Here is a 21,278-nt window from a genome sequence, read left to right on the forward strand (position 1 = left end):
CGATGGATAGGGAGTCCATGATGGAAGGTGCTGCCGCGCACAACGGGATGTTCGACGTGGTGGTGATCGGCTCCGGGCTGGCCGGCTCGACCCTGGCGGCGTGCCTGGCCGCCAACGGCGCGCACACGCTGGTGATCGACGCCGGCACGCACCCCCGCTTCGCCATCGGCGAGTCGACCATCCCGTACACCTCCATGGCGATGCGGTTGATCAGCGAGCGGTACGGCGTGCCGGAGATCAAGTACCTGAGCACCTTCGAGTCGGTGTACGCGCACATCAACACCACCGGCGGCGTGAAGAGGAACTTCGGCTTCGTGTACCAGCGGCCGGGCGAGCAGCAGCGGCCCGAAGAGTCGAACATGTTCCAGATCCCGAAGATCCTGAACACCGAGAACCACTTCTTCCGGCAGGACATCGACAACTTCATGCTCACCGTCGCGGCGAAGCACGGCGCCGTGATCCGGCAGCAGACGCGGATCGCGGGTGTGCAGGTCGACGAGGACGGCGTGACGCTCGACGTCGGTCCCGGCGCGCCCGTGCGGGCTCGTTACGTGGTGGACGCCAGCGGTTTCCGCTCGGCGCTGGCCGAGCAGTTCGACCTGCGGGAGGAGCCGACCCGGCTGGAACACCACTCGCGGTCGCTGTTCACGCACATGGTCGGCGTGCGGCCGTTCGACGACTTCGCCCCGCGCGGCACGTACGGCAACCCGACCCGCTGGCACGAGGGGACGCTGCACCACATCTTCGAGGGCGGCTGGATGTGGGTGATCCCGTTCGACAACCACCCCCGGTCCACCAACGACCTGTGCAGCGTCGGCGTGCAGTTCGACCCGCGCATGTACCCGGTGCCGGACTGCTCGCCGGAGGACGAGTTCCGCCAGTTCCTCGACCGGTTCCCGGGCATCGCGCAGCAGTTCACCAACGCCACGCCGGTGCGCGAGTGGGTGCGGACGGGTCGCCTGCAGTACTCGCCGAAGCAGACGGTCGGGTACCGCTGGTGCCTCATGTCGCACGCGGCGGGCTTCGTCGACGCGCTGTTCTCGCGTGGCCTGTCGAACACGATGGAGATCATCAACGCGTTGACCCAGCGGCTGCTCGACGCGCTCAAGGACGACGACTTCGCCGTCGAGCGGTTCGAGTACGTGCAGGAGCTCGAGCAGGGCCAGCTCGACTTCAACGACGATCTGGTCAACAACGCGTACATCGCGTTCCGGGACTGGGACCTGTGGGACGCCTGGTTCCGGGTCTGGGCGTTGACCCAGATCCTCTCCACCTTCGAGATCAACCGGGGCTACGCGCTCTACTCCACGACCCGGGACCCCGCCGTGTTGCGGCGGATGGAACGGCCCTGGTGGCGGGTGGAACTGCGCGAGTTCGACAGGTCCAAGGTGGACGATCCGGACCACGCCGAGGTGCTCGAGTTCCTGGCTGGTGTCAGCCGGATGATGCGTGCCGTCGATGCGGGGGCGGCGAAGCCCAAGGACGTCGCCAACCAGATCCTCGACCAGCTCGCCCGCGCGCGGTTCGTGCCGCCGGCGTTCGGGCTGGCCGACCCGGCCATCCGGATCACCGGTGCCTCCGCCGCCAAGGTGCTCGGCACCCTGCGCTGGGCGAAGCGCGACGCGCCGCCGGCGATCGGCGAGCTGACCTACGAGGGTCTGACCCTCTTCATGCGCAAGCGCTTCGCCCGGGGCGAGTTCGAGCCGGTCGAGGAGATCAAGCAGAGGGTCGCCGGCTGGCCGGTGCTCGGCTCCCGGCTGCGCGTTCCCGAGCCGAAGTAAAACGAGGAATTGGAGTGCACGGTGAGTGAATTGATCGAGGCCGAGAAGGCCACATATGACGTCGCCATTCTCGGCGCGGGATTCGCCGGCTCGATGCTCGGTGCGATCCTGGCGCGCAACGGCGCGAAGGTGCTGCTGGTCGACGCCAAGGCGCACCCGAAGTTCGCCATCGGCGAGTCCACCATCCCCAACATGCTGGTGTCGCTGCGCACCATGTCCGAGCGGTACAAGGTGCCGGAGTTGATGACCCTGGCGACGCTGACCGCCTGCCAGAAGATCATTTCGCCCTGGCACGGAAAGAAGGACCACTTCGCCTTCCTCAACCACCAGGAGGGCAAGCCGCAGGACCCGAAGCAGGTCACGATGTTCAACTTCCCGAGCCTGCTGCACGAGACGCCGCACATGTACCGGCAGGACACCGACGCGTACCTGTTCCACGCGGCGATCAAGTACGGCTGCACGGCCCGGGTGAACTTCACGATCGCCGACGTCGACTTCGACGACTCCGGCGTGACGGTCAGCTCCACCCGAGGCGAGCAGTTCCGCAGCCGCTACGTGGTGGACGCCAGCGGCTACCGCTCGCCGCTGGCCGAGAAGTTCGGCCTGCGCGAGGACCCGTGCCGCTACAAGCACCACTCGCGGGCCGTCTGGAACCACATGATCGACCTCAAGACCACCGACGAGGTGTTCAAGCGCACCGGGGCCGACAAGCCGCCGGTGCCGTTCTACGAGGGCACTGTCCACCACCTGTTCCCGCGGGGCTGGTCGTGGGTGATCGCGTTCAACAACCACAAGGACTCGAGGAACCCGCTGTGCAGCGTCGGTCTGACGATGGACCCGCGCATGTACCCGAAGACGCCCGGCATGTCGCCGGAGGAGGACTTCTGGAAGCACATGCAGCGGTTCCCGGGCATGGCCGCGCAGTTCGAGGGCGCTCGGCCGATGCGGGAGTGGGTGGGCACCGACCGGGTGCAGTACTCGTCCAAGACCACCGTCGGCGACCGGTGGGTGCTGCTGGCCCACGCCGCGGCGTTCATCGACCCGCTGTTCTCCCGCGGCCTGTCCAACACCTGCGAAGCGGTCAACGTGCTGGCCTGGCGGATTCTGCGGGCGGTCGGCGACGACGACTTCTCGGCCGACCGGTTCGAGGGGGTCAACACCCGCCAGCAGGCACTGTTCGACGGCAACGACAAGCTGGTCAACGCCGCGTACGCCTCGTTCGAGCACTACTCGCTCTGGACGGCCGTCTTCCGGATCTGGGCGTGGGGCTCGAACGCCGGCACCTTCCGGGCCCACGAGGCGTACCGCCGCTGGCGCTCCACCGGCGACGACAGGCATCTGAACGAGCTGGAGGAGGTGAAGAACCCCGGCCTGCACTGGTCCGACCACGAGGGCTACGGCGAACTGTTCGAGGACATGGTCAAGCAGTGCGGCGACTTCGAGGCCGGGAAGATCACCGGCGACGAGGCGGCGGACGCTCTCTACGACCACCTCAACCGGGCGCCCTTCGTGCCGGACCACTGGGGCTGGAAGGACCGGAACCTGCGGTTCATCAACCCGACCCCGCTCAAGATCGGCCGGACCATGCTGTGGGCGGCGACCAAGGCGCCGCCGGACGTGCGGCGGCTGATGCTCGGCTTCCTGCGTGAGGCCGGCAAGGAGCAGCTCATGGGCCGGAAGATCTTCTAGGAGACCGAATGACCACCACCGAACCCGACGTCCCGGTGTCGTACGACGTTGTGATCCTGGGCAGCCATCTGGCGACCGGCCTGCTCGCCACGGTACTGGCCAAGCAGGACCTGCGGGTCCTGCTCGTCGGCTCGCCCGACGACACGGTCCTGCCGTCGGGCGACAGCACCGTGCCGTACACGACCGCCGTGCTGCACCTGCTGGCCGAGCGGTTCGACGTGCCGGAGATCGCCTCCTTCGCCCACTTCGAGGACCTGCCGGACCCGGTGCGCCGGAGCAGCGGGATCAAGAAGAGCCTCGCGTTCCTGCACCACACCGCGGGCCGCAGGCACGACCCGGCGCACGCGGTGCAGTTCCACGTGCCGGGGGAGCACAGCGAGTGGCACCTCTACCGGCCGGTCGTCGACGAGTACGCCCGGGAGTTGGCCGTCCGGTACGGCGCGTCGGTGCTGGCGGAGAGGGCGTCCACCACCGAGGTCCGGCTGGCGCCCGACGCCGTACACCTGACCTTCGCCTCGGGAGGGACGGCGACCGGGCGGTTCGTGGTGGACGCGTGCGGGGAGGAGTCACCGCTGCGGTCGGCGACCGCCGAGGGCGATCCGGGCACGTTGCTGTTGCGGTCCCGGATGATGCACGCCCACCTGCGCGGCGTCCGGAAGTTCGAGGAGTGCACCCGGCTCACCGACTACCACCGGGCGACGACCTGGTCGCGGGGGACCGTGCACCACCTCTTCAACGGCGGCTGGATCCAGGTGGTGGACTTTCGCAACCACGATGACGCGACCAGCGACCTGTGCAGCGTGACGGTGGGGTTGGACCACGACCGGTTCGACGACCTGCCGGCCGACCCGGACGCCGCGTTCCGGGCGCTGGTCGCGCCATTTCCGAGCCTGGCGGAGCAGTTCGCGTCCGCCACGGCGGAGGACGGCTGGACCACCTCGCCCCACTGGCAGCGCCGGGCGGCGGTGACCCACGGGCCGCGGTGGTTCGCCATGGAGCGCTCGGCCTGCCGTACCGACGAGTTCCTGTCCCGGGACGTGACGATGACGGCAGAGGTGGTCCACGCTCTCGGGGCCGCGTTACCGCGGGCGGTACGCGACGACCAGGCGTCGGGTGCCGTGCTGGCCGAGGTGGCGGCCTTCCAGGACGCCCTGATCGAGTTCAACGACAAGATGCTGGCCGCGGCGCGTACGGCCTCCGGCAGCTTCGCGTTGTGGAACGCGTACAGCCGGGTCTGGCTGCTCTGGCAGATCCTGGCCCACCTGTCGCTCAAGCGGGCCACCAACGATGCGCTCGCTGCCGGGACGTGGGATCCGGTGCAGCGGTTCGCGGACGGCGGGCTGTGGTTCCGCACCCCGGACGGCCTGCGCCAGATGTTGGACTGGTTCTTCGAGGTGTTCGTCCGGGTACGCGACGGTGGGCTGAGGCAGGCCCAGGCGGCTGACATCATCTTCCGTGAGCTGCGCCGAGCCCGGTTCGTGCCGCCGCTGTACCGCTTCGGCGACCCGAACGCGCGGTACTACCACTTCACGATGCCCCGTCGCCTCCTCATGGTGGCGTGGGTCATGACGGTGGCGCCCGCGGACTTCAAGCGGCTGCTGACCAAGGACAACGTGACCGGCCGGCGGGATGACGCGCCGTCGCCGGTCCGGGGGCGGGCGTCGGCCGACGACGGGCGGCTCGCCGCCCATGACGACGGGCGCGCGGACGGCTCGACCGCCGGCGCGCCCGGCGTCACTCAGCCAGGTCGGCGGTGAGGTAGTGCTGGATCGTGCGACCCATCATCCGGGCGAGATCGTCGCGGTCGTGCCGGGACAGCTCGGTGCCGTCGATCAGGTAGCGGCACAGGGCCAGCCCGATCACCTGGGACGCGGCGAGCGCCGCCCGCAGTTCGTGCCGGTCGGGGCTGACGCCCTCGGCCAACGTGCCGAAGAATGCCCGTACGAACTCGTCGCGCATCAGCTCGGCGATCTCGTCGCTGGTCAGCGAGGCGGACAGCCGAGCCCGGTACGAGATCGTCGTGCGAGGGCTGTCCCAGTGGGTGAGCAGGGCGGTCGCGGTGGCGCGGCCCAACCGGCGGCGGCTGCCACCCAGGAGCTGTTCGGCCAGCTCAACGGGGTTGCCGTCGACCTGCACCGCGTGGCGCAGAAGCTGCTCCTTGGAGCCGTAGTAGTGCCGGACGAGCCGCGGGTCGACACCTACGCGCCGGGCGACACTGCGGATGCTCACTCCGGTCAGGCCGCACTCGGAGATCTCCCGCCGGGTGACGTCGAGGATCGCCTGCCGGATGCCGCTGCCACCGTCGAATCCCTGCTGCGTCGTCAAGGCAACCTCTTACGAGTCTTCGTACGCCCGAGCGCACTGCCCGATCAAATGCCTAAGTCTAGACCTTTGAGGATATGTCAGTCCGGTCCGGGTTGCTCCTGCAAGCCGGTCATTCCGCCGCGCCGGCCCACCGCGCGGCCGAGGGGGCAGCGTGGACTTCGCCTGGACGCCTGAACAGCGGGACGCGTACGACGAGGTGCGCGCGAGCGTCGAGGAGACGTTCGCGCCCACCGCCGACGCCAGCCGGCTGCACGACCGTGACGCCTGGCGGGATCTCGGCCGGCTGGGGCTGCTCGGCCTGTGCATTCCCGCAGAGTACGGCGGCGGTGGGCTGGGCGCTCTGGACACCGCGCTGCGTGTCGAGGCGTTCGGTCGGGGGTGCGCGGACACCGGTCTGGTGTTCGCCGCCAGCGCACACCAGTTCGCCTGCGCGGTGCCGATCGCCGGGTTCGGCACGCCGGAGCTGAAGAAGGGCCTCCTGCGGCGGATCTGTTCGGGCGAGGTGGTGGCCGGCAACGCGATGACCGAGGCGGGCGCGGGCTCCGACGTCTCGCGGCTCGCCGTGACGGCGACGGAGACGGCGGACGGGTACCTGCTCAGCGGCGAGAAGACGTTCGTGACCAACGGACCGGTGGCCGACGTGCTGGTGACCTACGCGACCACCGATCCGGCGGCCGGCCATCTCGGTGTCACCGCGTTCGTGCTGGACCGGGACACTCCCGGCCTGACGGTCAGCGAGCCGTTCGACAAGATGGGTCTCGTGTCGGCGCCCGCCGGCCGGGTGTCCTTTCAGGACTGCCCGGTGCCGGCGCACCGGGTGCTCGGCGAGCCGGGCCAGGGCGCGGCCATCTTCCAACACTCCATGCGCTGGGAGCGCGCCTGCCTGTTCGCCGGATATGTCGGCCTGCTGGACCGCCTGATCGAGCGCTGCGTCGAGCACGCGACCTCGCGCCGACAGTTCGGCCGGCGCATCGGCGACTTCCAGGCGGTGGCGAACCGGATCGTGGAGATGAAGCTGCGTACGGAGTCGGCGCGGCTGTTGCTCTACCGCTGCTGCTGGGAGATGGACAACGGAGCCGGTTCGGAACTGAACGTGGCGTTGTCGAAGCTGGCCGTCTCCGAGGCGGCCGTCGCCGGCGCGCTGGACGCGGTGCGCCTGTTCGGAGGCCTCGGCTACCTGCGCGACGCCGGGATCGAGACCGTGCTCCGCGACGCCGTGCCCAGCACCATCTTCTCCGGCACGTCGGACGTCCAGCGGCTGCTGATCGCCCGCGAGCTGGGTCTGTGAGGGCTGCGGCTTGACCAGGGAGGTGCCGACCGTGCGGGACGCGGACCAGTCCGCCACGCCAGGTGGCGCGGGAATCCACGGCTACGTGGCCGCGTGGGCCCGGCGTACGCCGGATGCGCCGGCGGTGATCGCGGACGACGAGCAGATCACGTACGCGGAGCTGGCGGCGGCCGCGCGTCGCCTCGCGACCGGGCTGGCGCGCGCAGGGGTGTCCCCGGGCGACCGGGTGGTGCTGTGGTCCGACAAGCGGGCCGCCGCGGTGGCCGTCATGCAGGCGGCGCTCGCGCTGGGCGCGCCGTACGTGCCGGTGTCCGCGGCGAATCCACCCGCCCGCGTGTGGCGCATCGCGGCCGACTGCGCGGCGACGGTCGTCGTCGCGGACGGGCCGGCCGCGGAGCGGGTCGCGCGCGAGTGCGATGCCCCGGACGGGCCGCCGCTGGTGACGCTGGACGAGCTGGAGCGGCTGGGGGCCGAGGGCGACGCGCCACCGGTGCACCGACGGGACCCGGACGACCCCGCGTACATCCTCTACACCTCCGGGTCGACGGGATCGCCGAAGGGCGTCTGCCTGAGTCACCGCAACGCGGCCGCGTTCGTCGAATGGGCCGGTGACCTGCTCGCGGTGTCGCCACGGGATCGGCTGGCCAACCACGCCCCGTTCAACTTCGACCTGTCCGTCTTCGACCTCTATGCGGCGTTCCGCGCGGGCGCGTCGGTGCACCTGGTCCCGACCGAGCTGGCGTACGCGCCGGTGCAGTTGGCCCGGTTCGTGCGCGAGGAGGGCATCACCATCTGGTATTCGGTGCCGTCCGCGCTGACCCTGATGATCCGGGACGGTGAATTGCTGGAGGGCCCGCCGCCGCCGGCACTGCGGGCCTGCGTCTTCGCCGGCGAGGTGATGCCGATCCGGTACGTGCACGAGCTGCGTGCCGCCTGGCCGGGCGTACGGCTGCTCAACTGGTACGGGCCCACCGAGACCAACGTGTGTGCGTCGTACGAGGTGACCGACGCCGACACCGGGCGCGACCGTCCGCTGCCGATCGGCCGGCCGGCCAGCGGCGCGCTGTTGACTCTGGACCCGTCGAGCTCCACCGGCGCGGGCGGTGCTGGTGCCGGCGACTCACCCGAGGGCGAGATCGTGGCCGACGGGCCCATGGTGATGCTCGGCTACTGGGGCCGGGAGCCGCAGCGTGGACCGTACCGAACGGGTGATCTCGGGCGGCTGGCGTCCGACGGCACGCTGGAATATCTGGGCCGCCGCGACGACATGGCCAAGGTGCGCGGCAACCGGGTGGAGCCCGGGGAGATCGAGGCCGTCCTCGCCGCGCACCCGGACGTCGCGGCGGCCGCGGTGGTCGTCGCCGGCGTCGGGCTCGCCGCGCGGCTGCACGCGGTCGTGGTGCCGGCGGGCGACCGCCGCCCCGGCCTGCTGGAGATCAAGCGTTGGTGCGCCGGACAGCTGCCGACCTACATGATCGTCGACTCCGTCCAGGCGGCCGCGAGCCTACCGCTCACTCCGAACGGAAAGACCGATCGAGCCGCGCTTCTGGCGGCGATCGAAGGAGGTGGACCATTACTGGCACCGAACTAGTCAACGTGGAACCGAGTGCGTTCCTAGCGATCATGGGCTCGCTGGCCAGCGGCGTCAGCGTGGTGACCGCGCTCGACGCGTCCGGGCGGCCGCACGGCCTGACCTCGTCGTCGGTGTGCAGCGTCTCCAAGGACCCACCGCTGCTGCTGTTCTGCGTGCGGCAGGTGAGTTCCACTCTGGACGCGATCCGGGAGACCGGCGGGTTCGCCGTCAACTTCCTCGACGCGGACGGCCACGAGGTCTCCGACCTGTTCGCCAGCTGCAACAGCGACAAGTTCGCGAACGTGGCGTGGCGTCCCGGCGACGTCGCCGGCATGCCGCGGCTGGAACCCACCGTCGCCTTCACCGAGTGCGCGCTGCACGACGTGATCGCCGCCGGTGACCACGTCATCGTGCTCGGCCGCCTCGTCGGCGGCGCGACGGCGCCGGACCGATTCCCGCTGGGGTATTGGCGCGGGACATACGTCCGGGTCTCTCACCCCCAATACCGACGAGAGGAGCGCAACGGGCAGCGCCCCAGCGATCCTTCCCAGTCAATCCATCTCGAGTAGGGAAACAGAGTGGACAAGAACCAACCAGCGACCCACAGCACTGTATGGACATGGATCGCGGCCCTGGTCGCGGTGTTCATGGTCGCGATCGACACCCTCGTCGTCACGACGACGCTACCGGTCATCCGGACCGAGCTCAGCGCGAGCCTTGAAGATCTTGAATGGATCGTCAACGCCTACACGCTCACCTTCGCCGTCTTTCTGTTGACCGGCGCGGCGCTCGGTGACCGCTTCGGTCGACGAAAGATCTTCACCATCGCGTTGCTGGTCTTCACCCTCGCCTCCGCGATGGCGGGCCTCGCGGACAACATCGAATTCCTGATCGCCGCACGCGCGGTGCAGGGTCTGGGTGCCGCTGTTGTTCTCCCGCTCACCCTCACCCTGTTGGCCAGCGTGGTGCCGGCACGCCAGCGCGGCCACGCGTTCGGGTTGTGGGGCGCGATGGTGGGCCTCGGTATCGCCCTCGGACCGGTCATCGGCGGGGCGGTGACCGAAGCCTGGTCCTGGCAGTGGATCTTCTGGGTCAACGTGCCCATCGGCCTGCTGCTGCTGCCGGTGATGACGCGCGTCCGCGAGAGCCGCGGCGGTTACGGCCGCCTGGACCCGGTGGGCGTCGTTCTGATCACCGCCGGCATGCTCGGCATCGTGTCCAGCCTCGTGCGGGGCAACAGCGCCGGCTGGGACAGCCCCTCCATCCTGGCGGGGTTCATCATCGGCGGTCTCCTCGTGCTCGTGTTCATCTTCTGGCAGTCGCGGGCACGCACCCCGATGGTGCCGCTGTCGTTGTTCCGCAGCCGAGGCTTCAGCCTCACCATGGTGGCGACGATCATCATGCCGTTCGGTGTTTTCGGGGCCGTCTTCCTCGGCACCCAGTACCTGCAGAGCGTCCTCGGCTACTCACCACTGGAGGCCGGCCTTCGCACGTTGCCGTGGACGGCCATGCCGATGATCGCAGCACCGATCTCCGGCATCCTGACCGACAAGATCGGCGGCAAGCCGCTGGTGATCCTGGGCCTGACGATGCAGGCCATCGGCGTGGGCTGGATCGGCTCGGTCGTCGACGATTTGACGTACTCGAAGCTGGTGGTGCCGTTCGTGATCACCGGGCTCGGCCTGGGTATCTTCCTCGCGCCGATCGGCCGGTTGGCCTTCGGGTTCGCGCCCGCCGAGTTGGAGGGCGTCGCCTCCGGCGTGTCCAACGCGATCCGGCAGACCGGCACCGTGATGGGTGTGTCGGTGGGCGGTGCGATCCTCGGCGCGAACGGCGGCTACGAGTCCGTGGCCACGTTCGTCGACGGTCTGCAGGAGGCCCACCTGGTGGCTGCCTGCGCGCTCGCCGCGGGCGCGCTGATCGCGCTGTTCATCCCGCACCTGCGCACACAGGGTCACGGTCACGCCGTCGAGGAAGAGGAAGAGGTCCTCGCGGCGGGCGCCCCGACCTGAGTGGTCCCACCGGGCCGAGGCCCCGACCGTACGGTCGGGGCCTCAACCCGTGCCCGCTGAGGGTGGTGCCCGCGGCGAATTGAGCGATGGGCAGGGGGTGGGCCACCGGCACGGCGCCGACGTGGTCGGGACGCCGGCGCCCGGCTATGCCGGATGAGGGCCTGGGCGGGCGTCGGCGCTGTGTCGAGCGGTCCGGGGATGGGCCGCCGGCAGTTGGTGTCGGAATGCCGGCACGCCGCACGACGGGCGCACCCGGGTGCCGCGCCAGAGGTGCGGCGACGCCGGTCGGGCGCGTCCAGGCCGCGATGCCTCGGTGCGGTGTGCGATGCAAGTCGGGTCCGATATCGCGTTGTCCCACGTCAACGTGGCTGTCCTGCCGAGGCTGATTGCCGTGCTCGGATTCGTGTACGACACATCGACCCGGACACGTCATGCCCGATGAGACCTATTCGAGCCGGAACGGTCCGCAACCCGACCGTGCCGCGCGATGGCCTACCCAATTAGGGGGGGACAGCAAGGCCCTCGACAGGATAACATCCATCGATGAACTGGCGGTACGCTAATGGGGGATGGGGCCACCAGGGATATGAAAGCATCAGCGCTAGCTGCTACGGATGTCCAGGTGCTCTTCTACGAGCCGGAGGGGCTGTTATTGACAGCTGGGTTATTGCCGGCGGATGTAGGTGGGCGCGAATACCGCGTAATGTTTCAATTGAGTTACTTGGGCAGTGGTGAGATTACGGCGCACGTCGGCTTCGAGCAGTGCGACGGCACCGACAAGACGGCACCCGAGTTTGTCACAGTGGAATTGTTGGGAGCGGCACGACACCGCATGCCCATTATCTGGACGGCCTCGGCGTCGGTGCGCGCGGAGCAGGTGAACTGCCGGCTCATCATCTGGGGGGAACCGGCCGGGGACGACCTTTTGCGGGGCGAGTTGATCGCAGAGGTCTCCGGCCGGCTGCCGGTGTTGACCGCCACGTGCCAGGCGTCGGTGACGCAGGCGGAGTTGCCTACCCGGGAGCGGGTGTCCTAGAAGGCTGGTTGCCCCCCGTCGTGCGGCGGGGGTGGTCAGCCCTCGGGGATGACGGCATCGCGGTCCCTTCGCGGGTCGGCGGCTCGGTGGTCCGGCCGCACGTCGGGTGGTCTGGTGATCGGGTCACGTCTGCGGTGAGCTGGCACCCTGCCACGGGCGTAGCCGGGGAATCCACGCCGGAACCGCGGCGCGGTAGGTGTCGTACTCGGAGCCGTACCGCCGGCGCAGGCCGGGTTCCTCGTAGAACCGTACGAACGCCGCCTGGATGAGGGCGATGGCCAGCCCGTACCACAGCAGCGCGGCCTGGCCGAAGATCAGTGCCTGCCCGAGGATGGCCGTCACCACCGCGACGTACATCGGGTTGCGGACGAACCGGTAGGGCCCGCCGATCACCAGGTGCTCGGTCGGCGCCACCGGGGCCGGAGTGCCCAGGCCCTCCACGACGAACCGCACGAACGACTGAAGAAGAAACGCCACCGCGACAACCAGCATCAGTACGCCGAGGACTCGAACCGGCTGGTAGAAGGCGAACGGTGTTTCGATCTCCCAGTCGGATATCCACCACGGGCCGAGGCCCGCGACCACGCCCGGCGCGGCGCAAAAGAAGACAAGACTCCCGGCAACCGCCCGTGTTCGTAGCACTGCGCCATGCTACGGCGGGTGCGGGGCACCGTGTCAAGGCATCGTTACGTACTGTTGTCGTTGCCTCGCCGCAGATCCTCCGTATTTCCGCATGTGGGAAGGCGATACTATGGCGTTTGCCCCCATACGATGAATAGGGCATGCGATGAACTGGGAAAGGTGAACTTGTGGGCGCGGAGGTGTCCCCGAACGGTGCTCCACGACGACGGACGGGGCGACGTGTCGGGCCGACGGTGAGCCATCAGCTCATCCTCGGGATCGCTCGTGGCCAGTTCGCCGAGCGCGGCTACGAGGGCGCCACTGTGCGTACCATCGCCCAGGAGGCGGGGGTCGACAGCGCGCTGGTGCATCACTTCTTCCTCACCAAGGAGGGCCTGTTCGAGGCGGCGGTGCGCGGCGCCCTGCAGCCGCCCGAGCTGGTGGAGCGGGCGATGAAGGGTCCGCGCGGCCAGGTCGGCCGGCGCACCGTCGAGCTGTTCTTCGGCCACTGGGACGAGCCCGACACGGCGGCGCGGCTCGGGGGCATCCTGCGGTCGATGACGGCCAACGACATGGCGGCGGACGCCATCCGCAACTTCCTTGGCGACCAGGTGATCCTGCCGCTGACCCGGGCCCTGGGTCACTCCCAGCCGGAGCTGCGCGCCGCCATGGTCGGCTCGCACCTGATCGGTCTCGCCACCACCCGGTACGTCTTCCGCGTGCCGGCGATCGCCGAGCTCACCGCCGCCGGACTGGCCGCGCTAACGGGCAAGGCGATCCAGACCTACCTCACCGGCGTCCTGGCCTGATCCGCCCGCGCTGAACTGGCACGACCGTCGTCGTGCCAGTGGCCGGCGCCGATCCTTGCGCGGCATCCCCCTTGACGAACCCGCCTGGGCTCCTAGAATTCACCGAGTAGGGATGTCATCAAAGGGGGAAGGGTCGGCGGGTTGCGCGGCTTCCCGGGTGACAGCTCACGGGGGAGACCATGTCCGGTGACCTGGGAGGGGTTTGTGCCGACAGACCAACGCGACGAGATACTCGGCCAACTGATGGTGTACGTGCGCCACGAGCTGATCGGCGACCAGGGTGAGACGGTCACCGGAGTCGACCTGCGTCCCGACTCGCCACTGTTGGAGTGGGGCGTCCTGAACTCGTTGAACACGGCTCGGCTCATCGCGTTCGTCCGGGCGGAGCTCGACGTCGACGTGCCGCCTTCGCACATCACGGGACGACACTTCCGCAGTCTCGACACCATCACCGACCTGATCCTGTCGTTGCCCCGCGCCTGACAGGCATGCCGAGGAGGCGCCATGAACACCAAGCCAGCAGAGTGGGACATCGGCATCATCGGGGGTGGGCCCGCCGGGTCCACGGCCGCCGCTTACCTGGCCAAGGCGGGGCTGTCCGTCGTGGTCTTCGAGAGCGCGCACTTCCCCCGCGAACACGTGGGTGAGTCGTTGGTGCCGGCCACCACGCCGGTGCTGTTGGAGACCGGGGCGATGGCCGCCGTCGAGGCGGCCGGCTTCCCGCGCAAGTTCGGCGCGGCGTGGACGTCGGCCGAGTCGCGGCCGGTGAGCCACCTGGGCTTCTCCAACCTCACGCACGACTTCCGGCTCGCCGAGGTCATGTTCAACGAGCGGGATCAGGCCGGCGTCGACCGGGATTACACCTTCCACGTCGACCGGGGCAAGTTCGACCAGATCCTGCTGGAGAACGCGGCGAGTCTCGGCGCGGCGGTCCACCATGGCGTGCGGGTCAACCGCGTCGACTTCGACGGCGAGCACCCCGTGATGCACACCCGCTGCGCTGACGGGCAGCGCGAGGTGTCGGTGCGGATGGTGGTCGACGCCAGCGGTCGGAACACCGCCCTGGGCAGTCAGCTCAAGGTGAAGGTGGCCGACTCGGTCTTCAACCAGTACGCGATCCACACCTGGTTCGACGGCTTCGATCGACAGGCGCTGTCGGCGGAGCAGTCGAAGTCCGACTTCATCTTCATCCACTTCCTGCCGCTGACCGATACCTGGGTGTGGCAGATTCCCATCACCGAGACGATCACGTCGATCGGCGTCGTCACCCAGAAGAGCCGGTTCGCCGAGGCGGCCCGGGAAGATCTCGAAGCGTTCTTCTGGGAGTGCGTGGGCAGCCGGCCCGAGCTGGAGGCGGCCCTACGCAGCTCGGAGCAGGTGCGGCCGTTCAAGGCCGAGGGCGACTACAGCTACGCGATGAAGCAGATCTGCGGGGACAACTTCGTCATGATCGGCGACGCCGCCCGCTTCGTGGACCCCATTTTCTCCACCGGCGTCAGCATCGCCCTCAACAGCGCCCGGCTGGCCTGCAACGACATCATCGCCGCGGCCGAGGCGGGCGACTTCAAGCGCGAGCGCTTCACGACGTACGAGATGCTGCTGCGGCGCGGCGTACGTAACTGGTACGAATTCATCTCGGTCTACTACCGGCTCAACATCTTGTTCACCGCGTTCGTCCAGGACCCGCGGTATCGACTCGACGTGCTGAAGATGTTGCAGGGCAACATGTACGACGAGGCCGAGCCCAAGGCGCTCGTCGAGATGCGGAACGTCATCCGGGCCGTTGAGCAGGACCCCGAACATCTCTGGCATCCGTATCTCGGTGAGCTGTCGGCTCCGACGGCGGCTCCCATCTTCTGACCACAAGGGGGGCCGTGCGGCCCCGGTAGGGGGACATCAGTGAGCGTGGGCAGCAGTGTGTTCAGTGACCTGGCCGTGCACCACGTCGAATTCCACGTGACCGACGCGGTCTGGGCGGCACGCGAGCTCGCCGCCCAGTACGGCTTCGCCGTCGTCGGCTCGCGCAGCGCCGAGGACCACGTGTCGGTGGCGCTGCGGCAGGGTTCGACAGTTCTCGTGGCCACCGAAGGGCTCGTCGACGCGCACCCGGCCAGCCTGTACGTGCAGCAGCACGGCGACGGCGTCGCCGACCTGGCGATGCGTACCCCGGACGCGAGGGCGGCGTTCGAGGTCGCGGTGTCCCGCGGCGCGCGGGCGGTGGTCGAACCTGCCGCCCGCGACGGGTTCGTCACGGCCACGGTCGGCGGCTTCGGCGACGTGACGCACACCTTCGTCCAGCCACCCGAGGAGTCGGCCGGGCCTGTGCTGCCCGGCCTGACCCCCGGTCTGCCGGACGGGCACATGCCGGAGGCGGGCCCGGCACCGGGGCTGGGCGTGGTCGACCACCTCGCCGTCTGTCTCGAGGCGGGCACGCTTGAGGAGACCGTGGATTTCTACCGCACGGTGTTGGATTTCGACGTGACCTTCGAGGAGCACATCCGGGTCGGCAGCCAGGCGATGTTCTCCAAGGTGGTGCAGAGCCCGTCCCGGCTGGTCACGCTCACGCTCATCGAGCCGGACTCCTCCGCCGCCGCCGGCCAGATCGACGACTTCCTCAAGGGGCACGGTGGCCCCGGCGTGCAGCACGTGGCGATGTGCTCCACGGATATCGTCTCGGCGATCTCGGCGCTGACCGATCGCGGTGTGGAATTCCTGCGGACGCCGGACACCTACTATGACCTGCTCGGCCAGCGACTCGACCTCGCCAGGTACGACGTGGACCAGTTGCGGTCCCGCAACATCCTCGTCGACGAGGACCACGACGGGCAGCTGTTCCAGATCTTCGCCAGGTCCACCCACCCGCGCCGGACGTTCTTCTTCGAGGCCATCGAGCGGCTTGGTGCGCGCACGTTCGGCAGCGGAAACATCCGGGCGCTCTACGAGGCGGTCGAGGCGGAGCGGACCAAGACCCACGACGTCCTGTGACCACCATCGCGGATCGGGGAACCGACCTCGCCGCCCTGCTCTGCCTCGACGACGTGGCGTTGGCGGCGCGACGGGTGCTGGCCGAGCCGATCTGGGACTACGTGGCCGGGGGCAGCGGCACCGAGTCGACGTTGCGGGACAACCGGGACGCGTTCGACCGCGTGCACCTGGTCCCGCGGGTGCTGGTGGGCACGGATGCCTGCGACCTCGGCACGGAGCTGCTGGGTACGCAGATGGGCTTGCCCGTCGGGGTGGCGCCGATGGCCTACCAGCGGCTCCTGCATCCGGACGGCGAGGTGGCGCTCGCCGAGGCGGCCCGGGACGAGGGCGCGGTGTTCGTGGCCAGCATGCTCAGCAGCGAGCCGGTCGAGCGGATCGCCGCCACCGGGGCGGCGGTCTGGATGCAGCTCTACTGGTTGCGCGACCGCGGGTTGGTCGCCGACCTGGTGACCCGCGCCGAGGACGCCGGTTGCCGGGCTCTCATGCTGACGGTCGACGTGCCGCGGATGGGCCGCCGTCTGCGGGACATGCGATCCGGGTTCACGCTGCCGGCCGACGTGGTGGCCGCCAACCTGCCGTCGGAGGTCGGCGCGCCTGCGCACTCCAGCGGCACGCACAGTTCGGCGCTGATGGTGCACACCGGTCTCGCGTTCGACCCGAAGCTGTCCTGGCGAGACCTGGACTGGCTGCGTCGACGTACGCGCCTGCCGATCGTCGTGAAGGGCGTCCTGCACCCGGACGACGCGGCGCGCGCGGCGGACCTGGGAGTCGACGGGGTCGTGGTGTCCAACCACGGTGGCCGCCAGCTCGACGGCGCGGTGCCCAGCATCGCGGCGCTGGAGCCGGTGGTCGCGGCCGTGGCCGACCGGTGCGCGGTTCTCCTGGACAGCGGCGTCCGTGGCGGTGTGGACGTGGCACGTGCGCTGGCCCTCGGCGCGTCCGCCGTGCTGGTGGGCCGGCCTGCGCTCTGGGGGCTGGCCGTGGGTGGCCGGGCCGGCGCCCGCCGGGTGCTGTCGTTGCTGCGGGCCGAATTGGAGGATGCGATGGCGATGATGGGCTGTGCCGACCTGCGGGCACTGGGCCACGGCACCACCGTGGCCGCCGGCGGGTCCGGACCGACGATGCGGGGCCGAGCGCCCGGTGACGCCCTCGCGGGATGGTCCCCGTGACGGGCACGTCGGGGACGACCACGGTGGGCGCTCGCGCCCCGATCGCGCTGGCCGACCTGCACGGTTCGCTGGCCGACCCGGTGCTCGACTCGATGACCTTCCTCAACGAGATCGCCGGTCGCTTCCCGGACGCGGTGTCGTTCGCGGCGGGCCGGCCGTACGAGGAGTTCTTCGAGGTGGAGGCGGTGCACCGCTATCTGCGCCGCTACTGCGACCACCTGCGCGACGAGCAGGGGTTGAGTGAGCGTCAGGTCAACCGCGTCCTTCTGCAGTACGGCCGGACCAAGGGCATCGTGCACGACCTGGTGGCCACCAACCTGTCGGTCGACGAGGGGATGGACGTCGACCCGGAGGCCGTCGTGGTGACGGTGGGCGCGCAGGAGGCGATGTTCCTCGTGTTGCGGGCGTTGCGCACCGACCCTCGCGACGTGCTGCTGGCGGTCTCGCCCAACTACGTGGGAATTCGCGGGGCCGCGTCGCTCGTCGACATGACCACGCTGTCGGTGCGGGACGGTTCGCGGGGCATCGACCTGGCCGACCTCGCCCGGGTGGTGCGCTCCGCCCGGGCGGCGGGGCAGCGCCCCCGCGCGCTGTACCTGGTGCCCGACTTCGCCAATCCGGCCGGGGCGAGCCTGGACACCGAGACCCGCGTCGCGGTGCTGCGCGCGGCCGTCGAGCATGACCTGCTGATCCTGGAGGACAACCCGTACGGCCTGTTCCACGCGGGCGGCGACCGCCCGCCCACCCTGAAGGCCATGGACGACGAGCGTCGTGTGGTCTATCTCGGCTCGTTCGCCAAGACCGGGATGCCCGGCGCCCGGGTGGGTTACGTGGTCGCCGACCAGCCGGTGGCGGGACCCACGGGTACGGGTCTGCTGGCCGACGAGCTATCCAAGATCAAGAGCATGGTGACGGTCAACACCTCACCGCTGGCGCAGGCAGTCATCGCCGGCAAGCTGCTGGAGCACGACTGCAGCCTCGTACGCGCCAACGAGCGCGAAGCCCAGGCGTACCGGCGCAATCTGCGGCACGTGCTGGACGGCCTGGCCGCGCGCTTCGGGCAGGGTGCCGGCGTCTCCTGGAACACCCCCGGTGGCGGCTTCTTCCTCGTCGTGACGGTGCCGTTCGTGGTGGACGACGCGCTGCTGGAGCGCTCCGCCCGCGACTTCGGTGTGTTGTGGACGCCGATGCACCACTTCTACGCCGACGGGGGCGGACGTCATCAACTCCGCCTGTCGGTCAGCCTTCTGCAGCCACCGCAGATCGAGCAGGGGCTCGACCGACTGGCGGCCCTGATCACGGAGGTGAGGCCGGTATGAGCGCACCCATCATGCCGTTGGCGGGTGGACAGGTGGTGATCCTGCTCGTCCAGCTCGCGTCCCTGCTCCTGCTGGGCCTCGGCCTGGGGCGGTTGGTGGCGCGATTCGGGCTGCCGCCGATCGTCGGCGAGCTGATGGCCGGCGTGGTGCTCGGGCCGTCGCTGCTCGGCCACGCGGCGCCGGCGGTACACGACTGGCTGTTCCCCGCCGACGCGGCGCAGATGCACCTGCTGGACGCCGTCGCCCAGGTCGGCGTGCTGCTGCTGGTGGGGGTGGCCGGCATCGAGCTGGACACCCGGATCATCCGCCGCCGCGGCACGACGGCCGTCCGGGTCAGCCTCGGCGGTCTGCTCATACCGATCGGCTTCGGCATCCTCATCGGCTACCTGGCTCCGGCCGTCCTGGTGCCGGACACCACCGAACGCCCGGTGTTCGCGCTGTTCCTCGCCGTCGCCATGTGCGTGACGGCGATCCCCGTGATCGCCAAGACGCTGGCGGACATGAAGCTCATCCACCGCGACGTCGGGCAGTTGATCATGACGTCCGGCATGGTCGACGACGCGGTGGGCTGGTTCCTGCTCTCGGTCGTGTCGGCCATGGCGACCGTCGGCGTACGCGCCGGCCAGGTCGCGCTGTCGCTGCTGCTGCTGGTCGCGTTCGTGGTCGCCGCGATCGTCGTCGGCCGGCCACTGGTGCGCGGCGCGCTACGGCTGGCCGGCCGCTCCACGGAGACCGGACCGACCATCGTCACGGCTGTGGTGATCGTCCTGGCCGGCGCGGCGATCACCCAGTCGCTGCACATGGAGGCCGTGTTCGGCGCGTTCGTCGCCGGCATCCTCGTCGGGCAGGCGATCCGGGAGCGGCGGGCGTTGCTGGCCCCTCTGCGTACCGTGGTGCTCACCGTGCTGGCACCGATCTTCCTGGCCTCCGCTGGGTTGCGCATGGACCTCGGCGTGCTGCTCGATCGCGACGTCGCGTTGGCCGCTCTCGTGGTGTTGGCGGCAGCGATCCTGGGCAAGTTCACAGGTGCCTACCTGGGTGCGCGATCCAGTCGGCTCGGCCACTGGGAGTCCCTGGCCGTCGGCGCGGGCATGAACGCCCGTGGCGTGGTCGAGATCGTCGTCGCGATGGTGGGGCTGCGGCTCGGTGTCCTGGACATCGCCACCTTCACGATCATCGCGCTCGTCGCGATCGTCACGTCGATGATGGCGCCCCCGCTGCTGCGCCTGGCGATGTCCCGGGTGGCGCACAGCGCCGACGAACTCCTCCGCAAGGCCGACCACGAGGAACAGTGGTCGACCGGACCGGTCGTACGGCCGGCGGGGACGGGCGCCCCGCCGGCCGCATAGCGGGTCAACTCCGCCGGACGACCAGCGGGGTCAGCCGAGGGCGCCGGCGGGGCCGATGGTGTCGGTCTCGCCGACATCGTGCAGGGCCAGGATGGCCTCGGCCGCGTTCCCGGGCCCGTCGGTGGCGGCGTACCAGCGCTGGACCCGCTCCGCCGCTTCGCGGTACGACGGGTCGGCCAGCATCTCCCCGGCGAGCGGGGCCAGCCTCGCGCCCACGTGCCGCGGCGCCAGCAGGCGTGCCGCGCCGATCCGTTCCAGCAGCGCGAGGTTCAGGTCCTGCTCCGGTTGGAGCGGAAAGCCGAGCACCGGAGTGCCGCCGGCCAGCGCTGTCTGCACGCTGCCCTGCCCGCCAGCGGTGACCGCCAGGTCAACCTGCGGCATGATCAGGTGGCTCGGCAGCACACCGCCGACCATGACCCGGTCGCCGGCCATGTCGTGCAGGTCATGGTGGGTGCCGGCGACCAGCACGCGCACCGGCAGCGCGGCGATGGCCGTGACCACGCGCCGCACGAACCCGACCTCCGCCGAGTTGACCGCCACGTAGACGACGGGCCCCGGCTCGGCGAGGAAACGGGCGACCCGGTCCGGCAGCGGCAGGTCCAGCCGAGCGTAGAGCGGCCCGACGCAGCGCAGCCGTGTGCTCGCCCGGTAGCCGGACCGGCCGTCCGGCCGCCAGTCGGCCACCTCCGAGGCGGGCACGCCCAGCACCTCCGGCACCTCCGGGATGAGCGCCAGGTCGCCGAGGACGAGCGCGGCGAGGCTGGGCACGCGCGGAACGCCCAGCTCGGCGGCCAGTCGGTTGAACCCGCCGCAGTAGAAGCCGACCCGGGGTGGCAGAGAGTTCGACAGCCAACGCAGCAGGGGCGCCGGCAGCAGACCGAAGTGGGCCTGGCTCGGCGCCGGCAGCATCCCTCGCTCGAACAGCGGTGGCACCCAACTGCCGGCGTGCTCGGTGACCAACCTGGCGCCGGCCAGCCTGGTGGATAGCAGGGTGGTCAGGGTGAAGCCGGTGACCACCGTACGGATGTCGTATCGTCGGAAGTACTCGGTCTCCGCGGTGACGTAGTCCCGCATCTCCCGGTCGGTGTACATGCTCTGGCCGACGTACCCCATGCCGATCTCGTCGCGGATGAACCGTTCGCACCGCTGCGGCGTCATCCGTGGACCCACGATGTCGTACGGGACACCGACGTCGCGGAGCACGTGCTCGTAGGTGCCGCCGTGCGTCGCGATGCGGGCGGTCACCCCGCGCTGGCGCAGCGCGCGGTAGATCTCCAACATGCGCGAGGTGGCGGACAGGAAGCCGCAGTGCGGCATGAGAC

General features: G+C 69.9%; 18 protein-coding genes. 15 read left to right on the forward strand and 3 right to left on the reverse strand.

The features are described from left to right. Window positions 1-17: 17 nt before the first annotated feature. Genes ACLQ24_RS05420 through ACLQ24_RS05430 form a run of 3 tightly spaced genes read left to right on the forward strand, consistent with a single transcriptional unit; the run spans window position 18 to window position 5,227 of the window. Complete coding sequence (locus ACLQ24_RS05420) at window positions 18-1,781, forward strand: NAD(P)/FAD-dependent oxidoreductase (RefSeq protein ID WP_425889275.1); 1,764 nt, start codon at window positions 18-20, stop codon at window positions 1,779-1,781. 21 nt (window positions 1,782-1,802) lie between these two features. Beyond that, entirely contained in the window at window positions 1,803-3,470 is a 1,668-nt protein-coding gene (locus ACLQ24_RS05425; RefSeq protein WP_425889277.1) for an NAD(P)/FAD-dependent oxidoreductase, read from the forward strand. 8 nt (window positions 3,471-3,478) lie between these two features. Beyond that, window positions 3,479-5,227: an NAD(P)/FAD-dependent oxidoreductase gene (locus ACLQ24_RS05430; RefSeq protein WP_425889279.1), complete on the forward strand. Its 1,749-nt coding sequence runs from the start codon at window positions 3,479-3,481 to the stop codon at window positions 5,225-5,227. Here the strand turns inward: ACLQ24_RS05430 and ACLQ24_RS05435 are convergent. Next, entirely contained in the window at window positions 5,205-5,795 is a 591-nt protein-coding gene (locus ACLQ24_RS05435) for a TetR family transcriptional regulator (RefSeq protein WP_425889280.1), read from the reverse strand. The two genes, ACLQ24_RS05430 and ACLQ24_RS05435, sit on opposite strands and share 23 nt — an antisense overlap. A gap of 151 nt (window positions 5,796-5,946) precedes the next feature. On the opposite strand from ACLQ24_RS05435, the gene ACLQ24_RS05440 reads away from it, so the two are divergent. The 5 genes from ACLQ24_RS05440 to ACLQ24_RS05460 all read left to right on the forward strand — a co-directional run bounded on the left by ACLQ24_RS05440 (window position 5,947) and on the right by ACLQ24_RS05460 (window position 11,704). Then, window positions 5,947-7,083 carry an acyl-CoA dehydrogenase family protein gene (locus ACLQ24_RS05440; protein WP_425889282.1) on the forward strand — a complete coding sequence of 379 codons (1,137 nt, stop codon included), beginning with the start codon at window positions 5,947-5,949 and terminating at the stop codon, window positions 7,081-7,083. Between the two features lie 31 nt (window positions 7,084-7,114). Continuing rightward, window positions 7,115-8,674, forward strand: a complete 1,560-nt coding sequence (locus ACLQ24_RS05445; RefSeq protein WP_425889284.1) for an amino acid adenylation domain-containing protein — start codon at window positions 7,115-7,117, stop codon at window positions 8,672-8,674. A 5-nt stretch (window positions 8,675-8,679) separates the two neighbouring features. Next, complete coding sequence (locus ACLQ24_RS05450) at window positions 8,680-9,225, forward strand: flavin reductase family protein (protein ID WP_425889286.1); 546 nt, start codon at window positions 8,680-8,682, stop codon at window positions 9,223-9,225. Window positions 9,226-9,234: 9 nt separating this feature from the next. After that, a complete protein-coding gene (locus ACLQ24_RS05455; RefSeq protein WP_425889288.1) occupies window positions 9,235-10,668 on the forward strand; it encodes an MFS transporter in 1,434 nt (477 codons plus the stop codon). 622 nt (window positions 10,669-11,290) lie between these two features. Beyond that, window positions 11,291-11,704, forward strand: a complete 414-nt coding sequence (locus tag ACLQ24_RS05460) for a hypothetical protein (protein ID WP_425889290.1) — start codon at window positions 11,291-11,293, stop codon at window positions 11,702-11,704. Between the two features lie 123 nt (window positions 11,705-11,827). On the opposite strand, the gene ACLQ24_RS05465 is transcribed toward ACLQ24_RS05460, so the two are convergent. Continuing rightward, entirely contained in the window at window positions 11,828-12,346 is a 519-nt protein-coding gene (locus tag ACLQ24_RS05465; protein WP_425889291.1) for a methyltransferase family protein, read from the reverse strand. Window positions 12,347-12,579: 233 nt separating this feature from the next. Here ACLQ24_RS05465 and ACLQ24_RS05470 point away from each other — a divergent pair, with 233 nt between their 5' ends. From ACLQ24_RS05470 to ACLQ24_RS05500, 7 genes are all read left to right on the forward strand, one after another. Next, complete coding sequence (locus ACLQ24_RS05470) at window positions 12,580-13,134, forward strand: TetR family transcriptional regulator (protein ID WP_425889293.1); 555 nt, start codon at window positions 12,580-12,582, stop codon at window positions 13,132-13,134. A gap of 204 nt (window positions 13,135-13,338) precedes the next feature. Further along, the gene (locus ACLQ24_RS05475) at window positions 13,339-13,617 is read left to right on the forward strand and encodes a phosphopantetheine-binding protein (RefSeq protein ID WP_425889294.1); all 279 of its coding nucleotides are present in this window, start codon (window positions 13,339-13,341) and stop codon (window positions 13,615-13,617) included. Between the two features lie 21 nt (window positions 13,618-13,638). Continuing rightward, the gene (locus ACLQ24_RS05480) at window positions 13,639-14,994 is read left to right on the forward strand and encodes an NAD(P)/FAD-dependent oxidoreductase (RefSeq protein WP_425889295.1); all 1,356 of its coding nucleotides are present in this window, start codon (window positions 13,639-13,641) and stop codon (window positions 14,992-14,994) included. 45 nt (window positions 14,995-15,039) lie between these two features. Beyond that, complete coding sequence (hppD, locus tag ACLQ24_RS05485) at window positions 15,040-16,119, forward strand: 4-hydroxyphenylpyruvate dioxygenase (RefSeq protein WP_425889297.1); 1,080 nt, start codon at window positions 15,040-15,042, stop codon at window positions 16,117-16,119. 5 nt (window positions 16,120-16,124) lie between these two features. Further along, window positions 16,125-17,288 (forward strand): alpha-hydroxy acid oxidase, encoded by a 1,164-nt coding sequence (locus tag ACLQ24_RS05490; RefSeq protein ID WP_425889339.1) that lies wholly within the window; start codon window positions 16,125-16,127, stop codon window positions 17,286-17,288. Then, window positions 17,276-18,607 carry a PLP-dependent aminotransferase family protein gene (locus ACLQ24_RS05495; protein WP_425889298.1) on the forward strand — a complete coding sequence of 444 codons (1,332 nt, stop codon included), beginning with the start codon at window positions 17,276-17,278 and terminating at the stop codon, window positions 18,605-18,607. Before ACLQ24_RS05490 ends, ACLQ24_RS05495 begins: the two co-directional genes overlap by 13 nt. Beyond that, entirely contained in the window at window positions 18,604-19,956 is a 1,353-nt protein-coding gene (locus ACLQ24_RS05500) for a cation:proton antiporter (protein WP_425889300.1), read from the forward strand. The genes ACLQ24_RS05495 and ACLQ24_RS05500 overlap by 4 nt, the downstream gene beginning before the upstream one ends. A 30-nt stretch (window positions 19,957-19,986) precedes the next feature. Here the strand turns inward: ACLQ24_RS05500 and ACLQ24_RS05505 are convergent, their stop codons facing one another. Continuing rightward, the gene (locus tag ACLQ24_RS05505) at window positions 19,987-21,273 is read right to left on the reverse strand and encodes a glycosyltransferase (RefSeq protein ID WP_425889301.1); all 1,287 of its coding nucleotides are present in this window, start codon (window positions 21,271-21,273) and stop codon (window positions 19,987-19,989) included. Window positions 21,274-21,278 lie beyond the last annotated feature (5 nt).

The sequence above is a fragment of the Micromonospora sp. DT4 genome, assembly GCF_049841675.1.
Lineage (GTDB): Bacteria > Actinomycetota > Actinomycetes > Mycobacteriales > Micromonosporaceae > Micromonospora.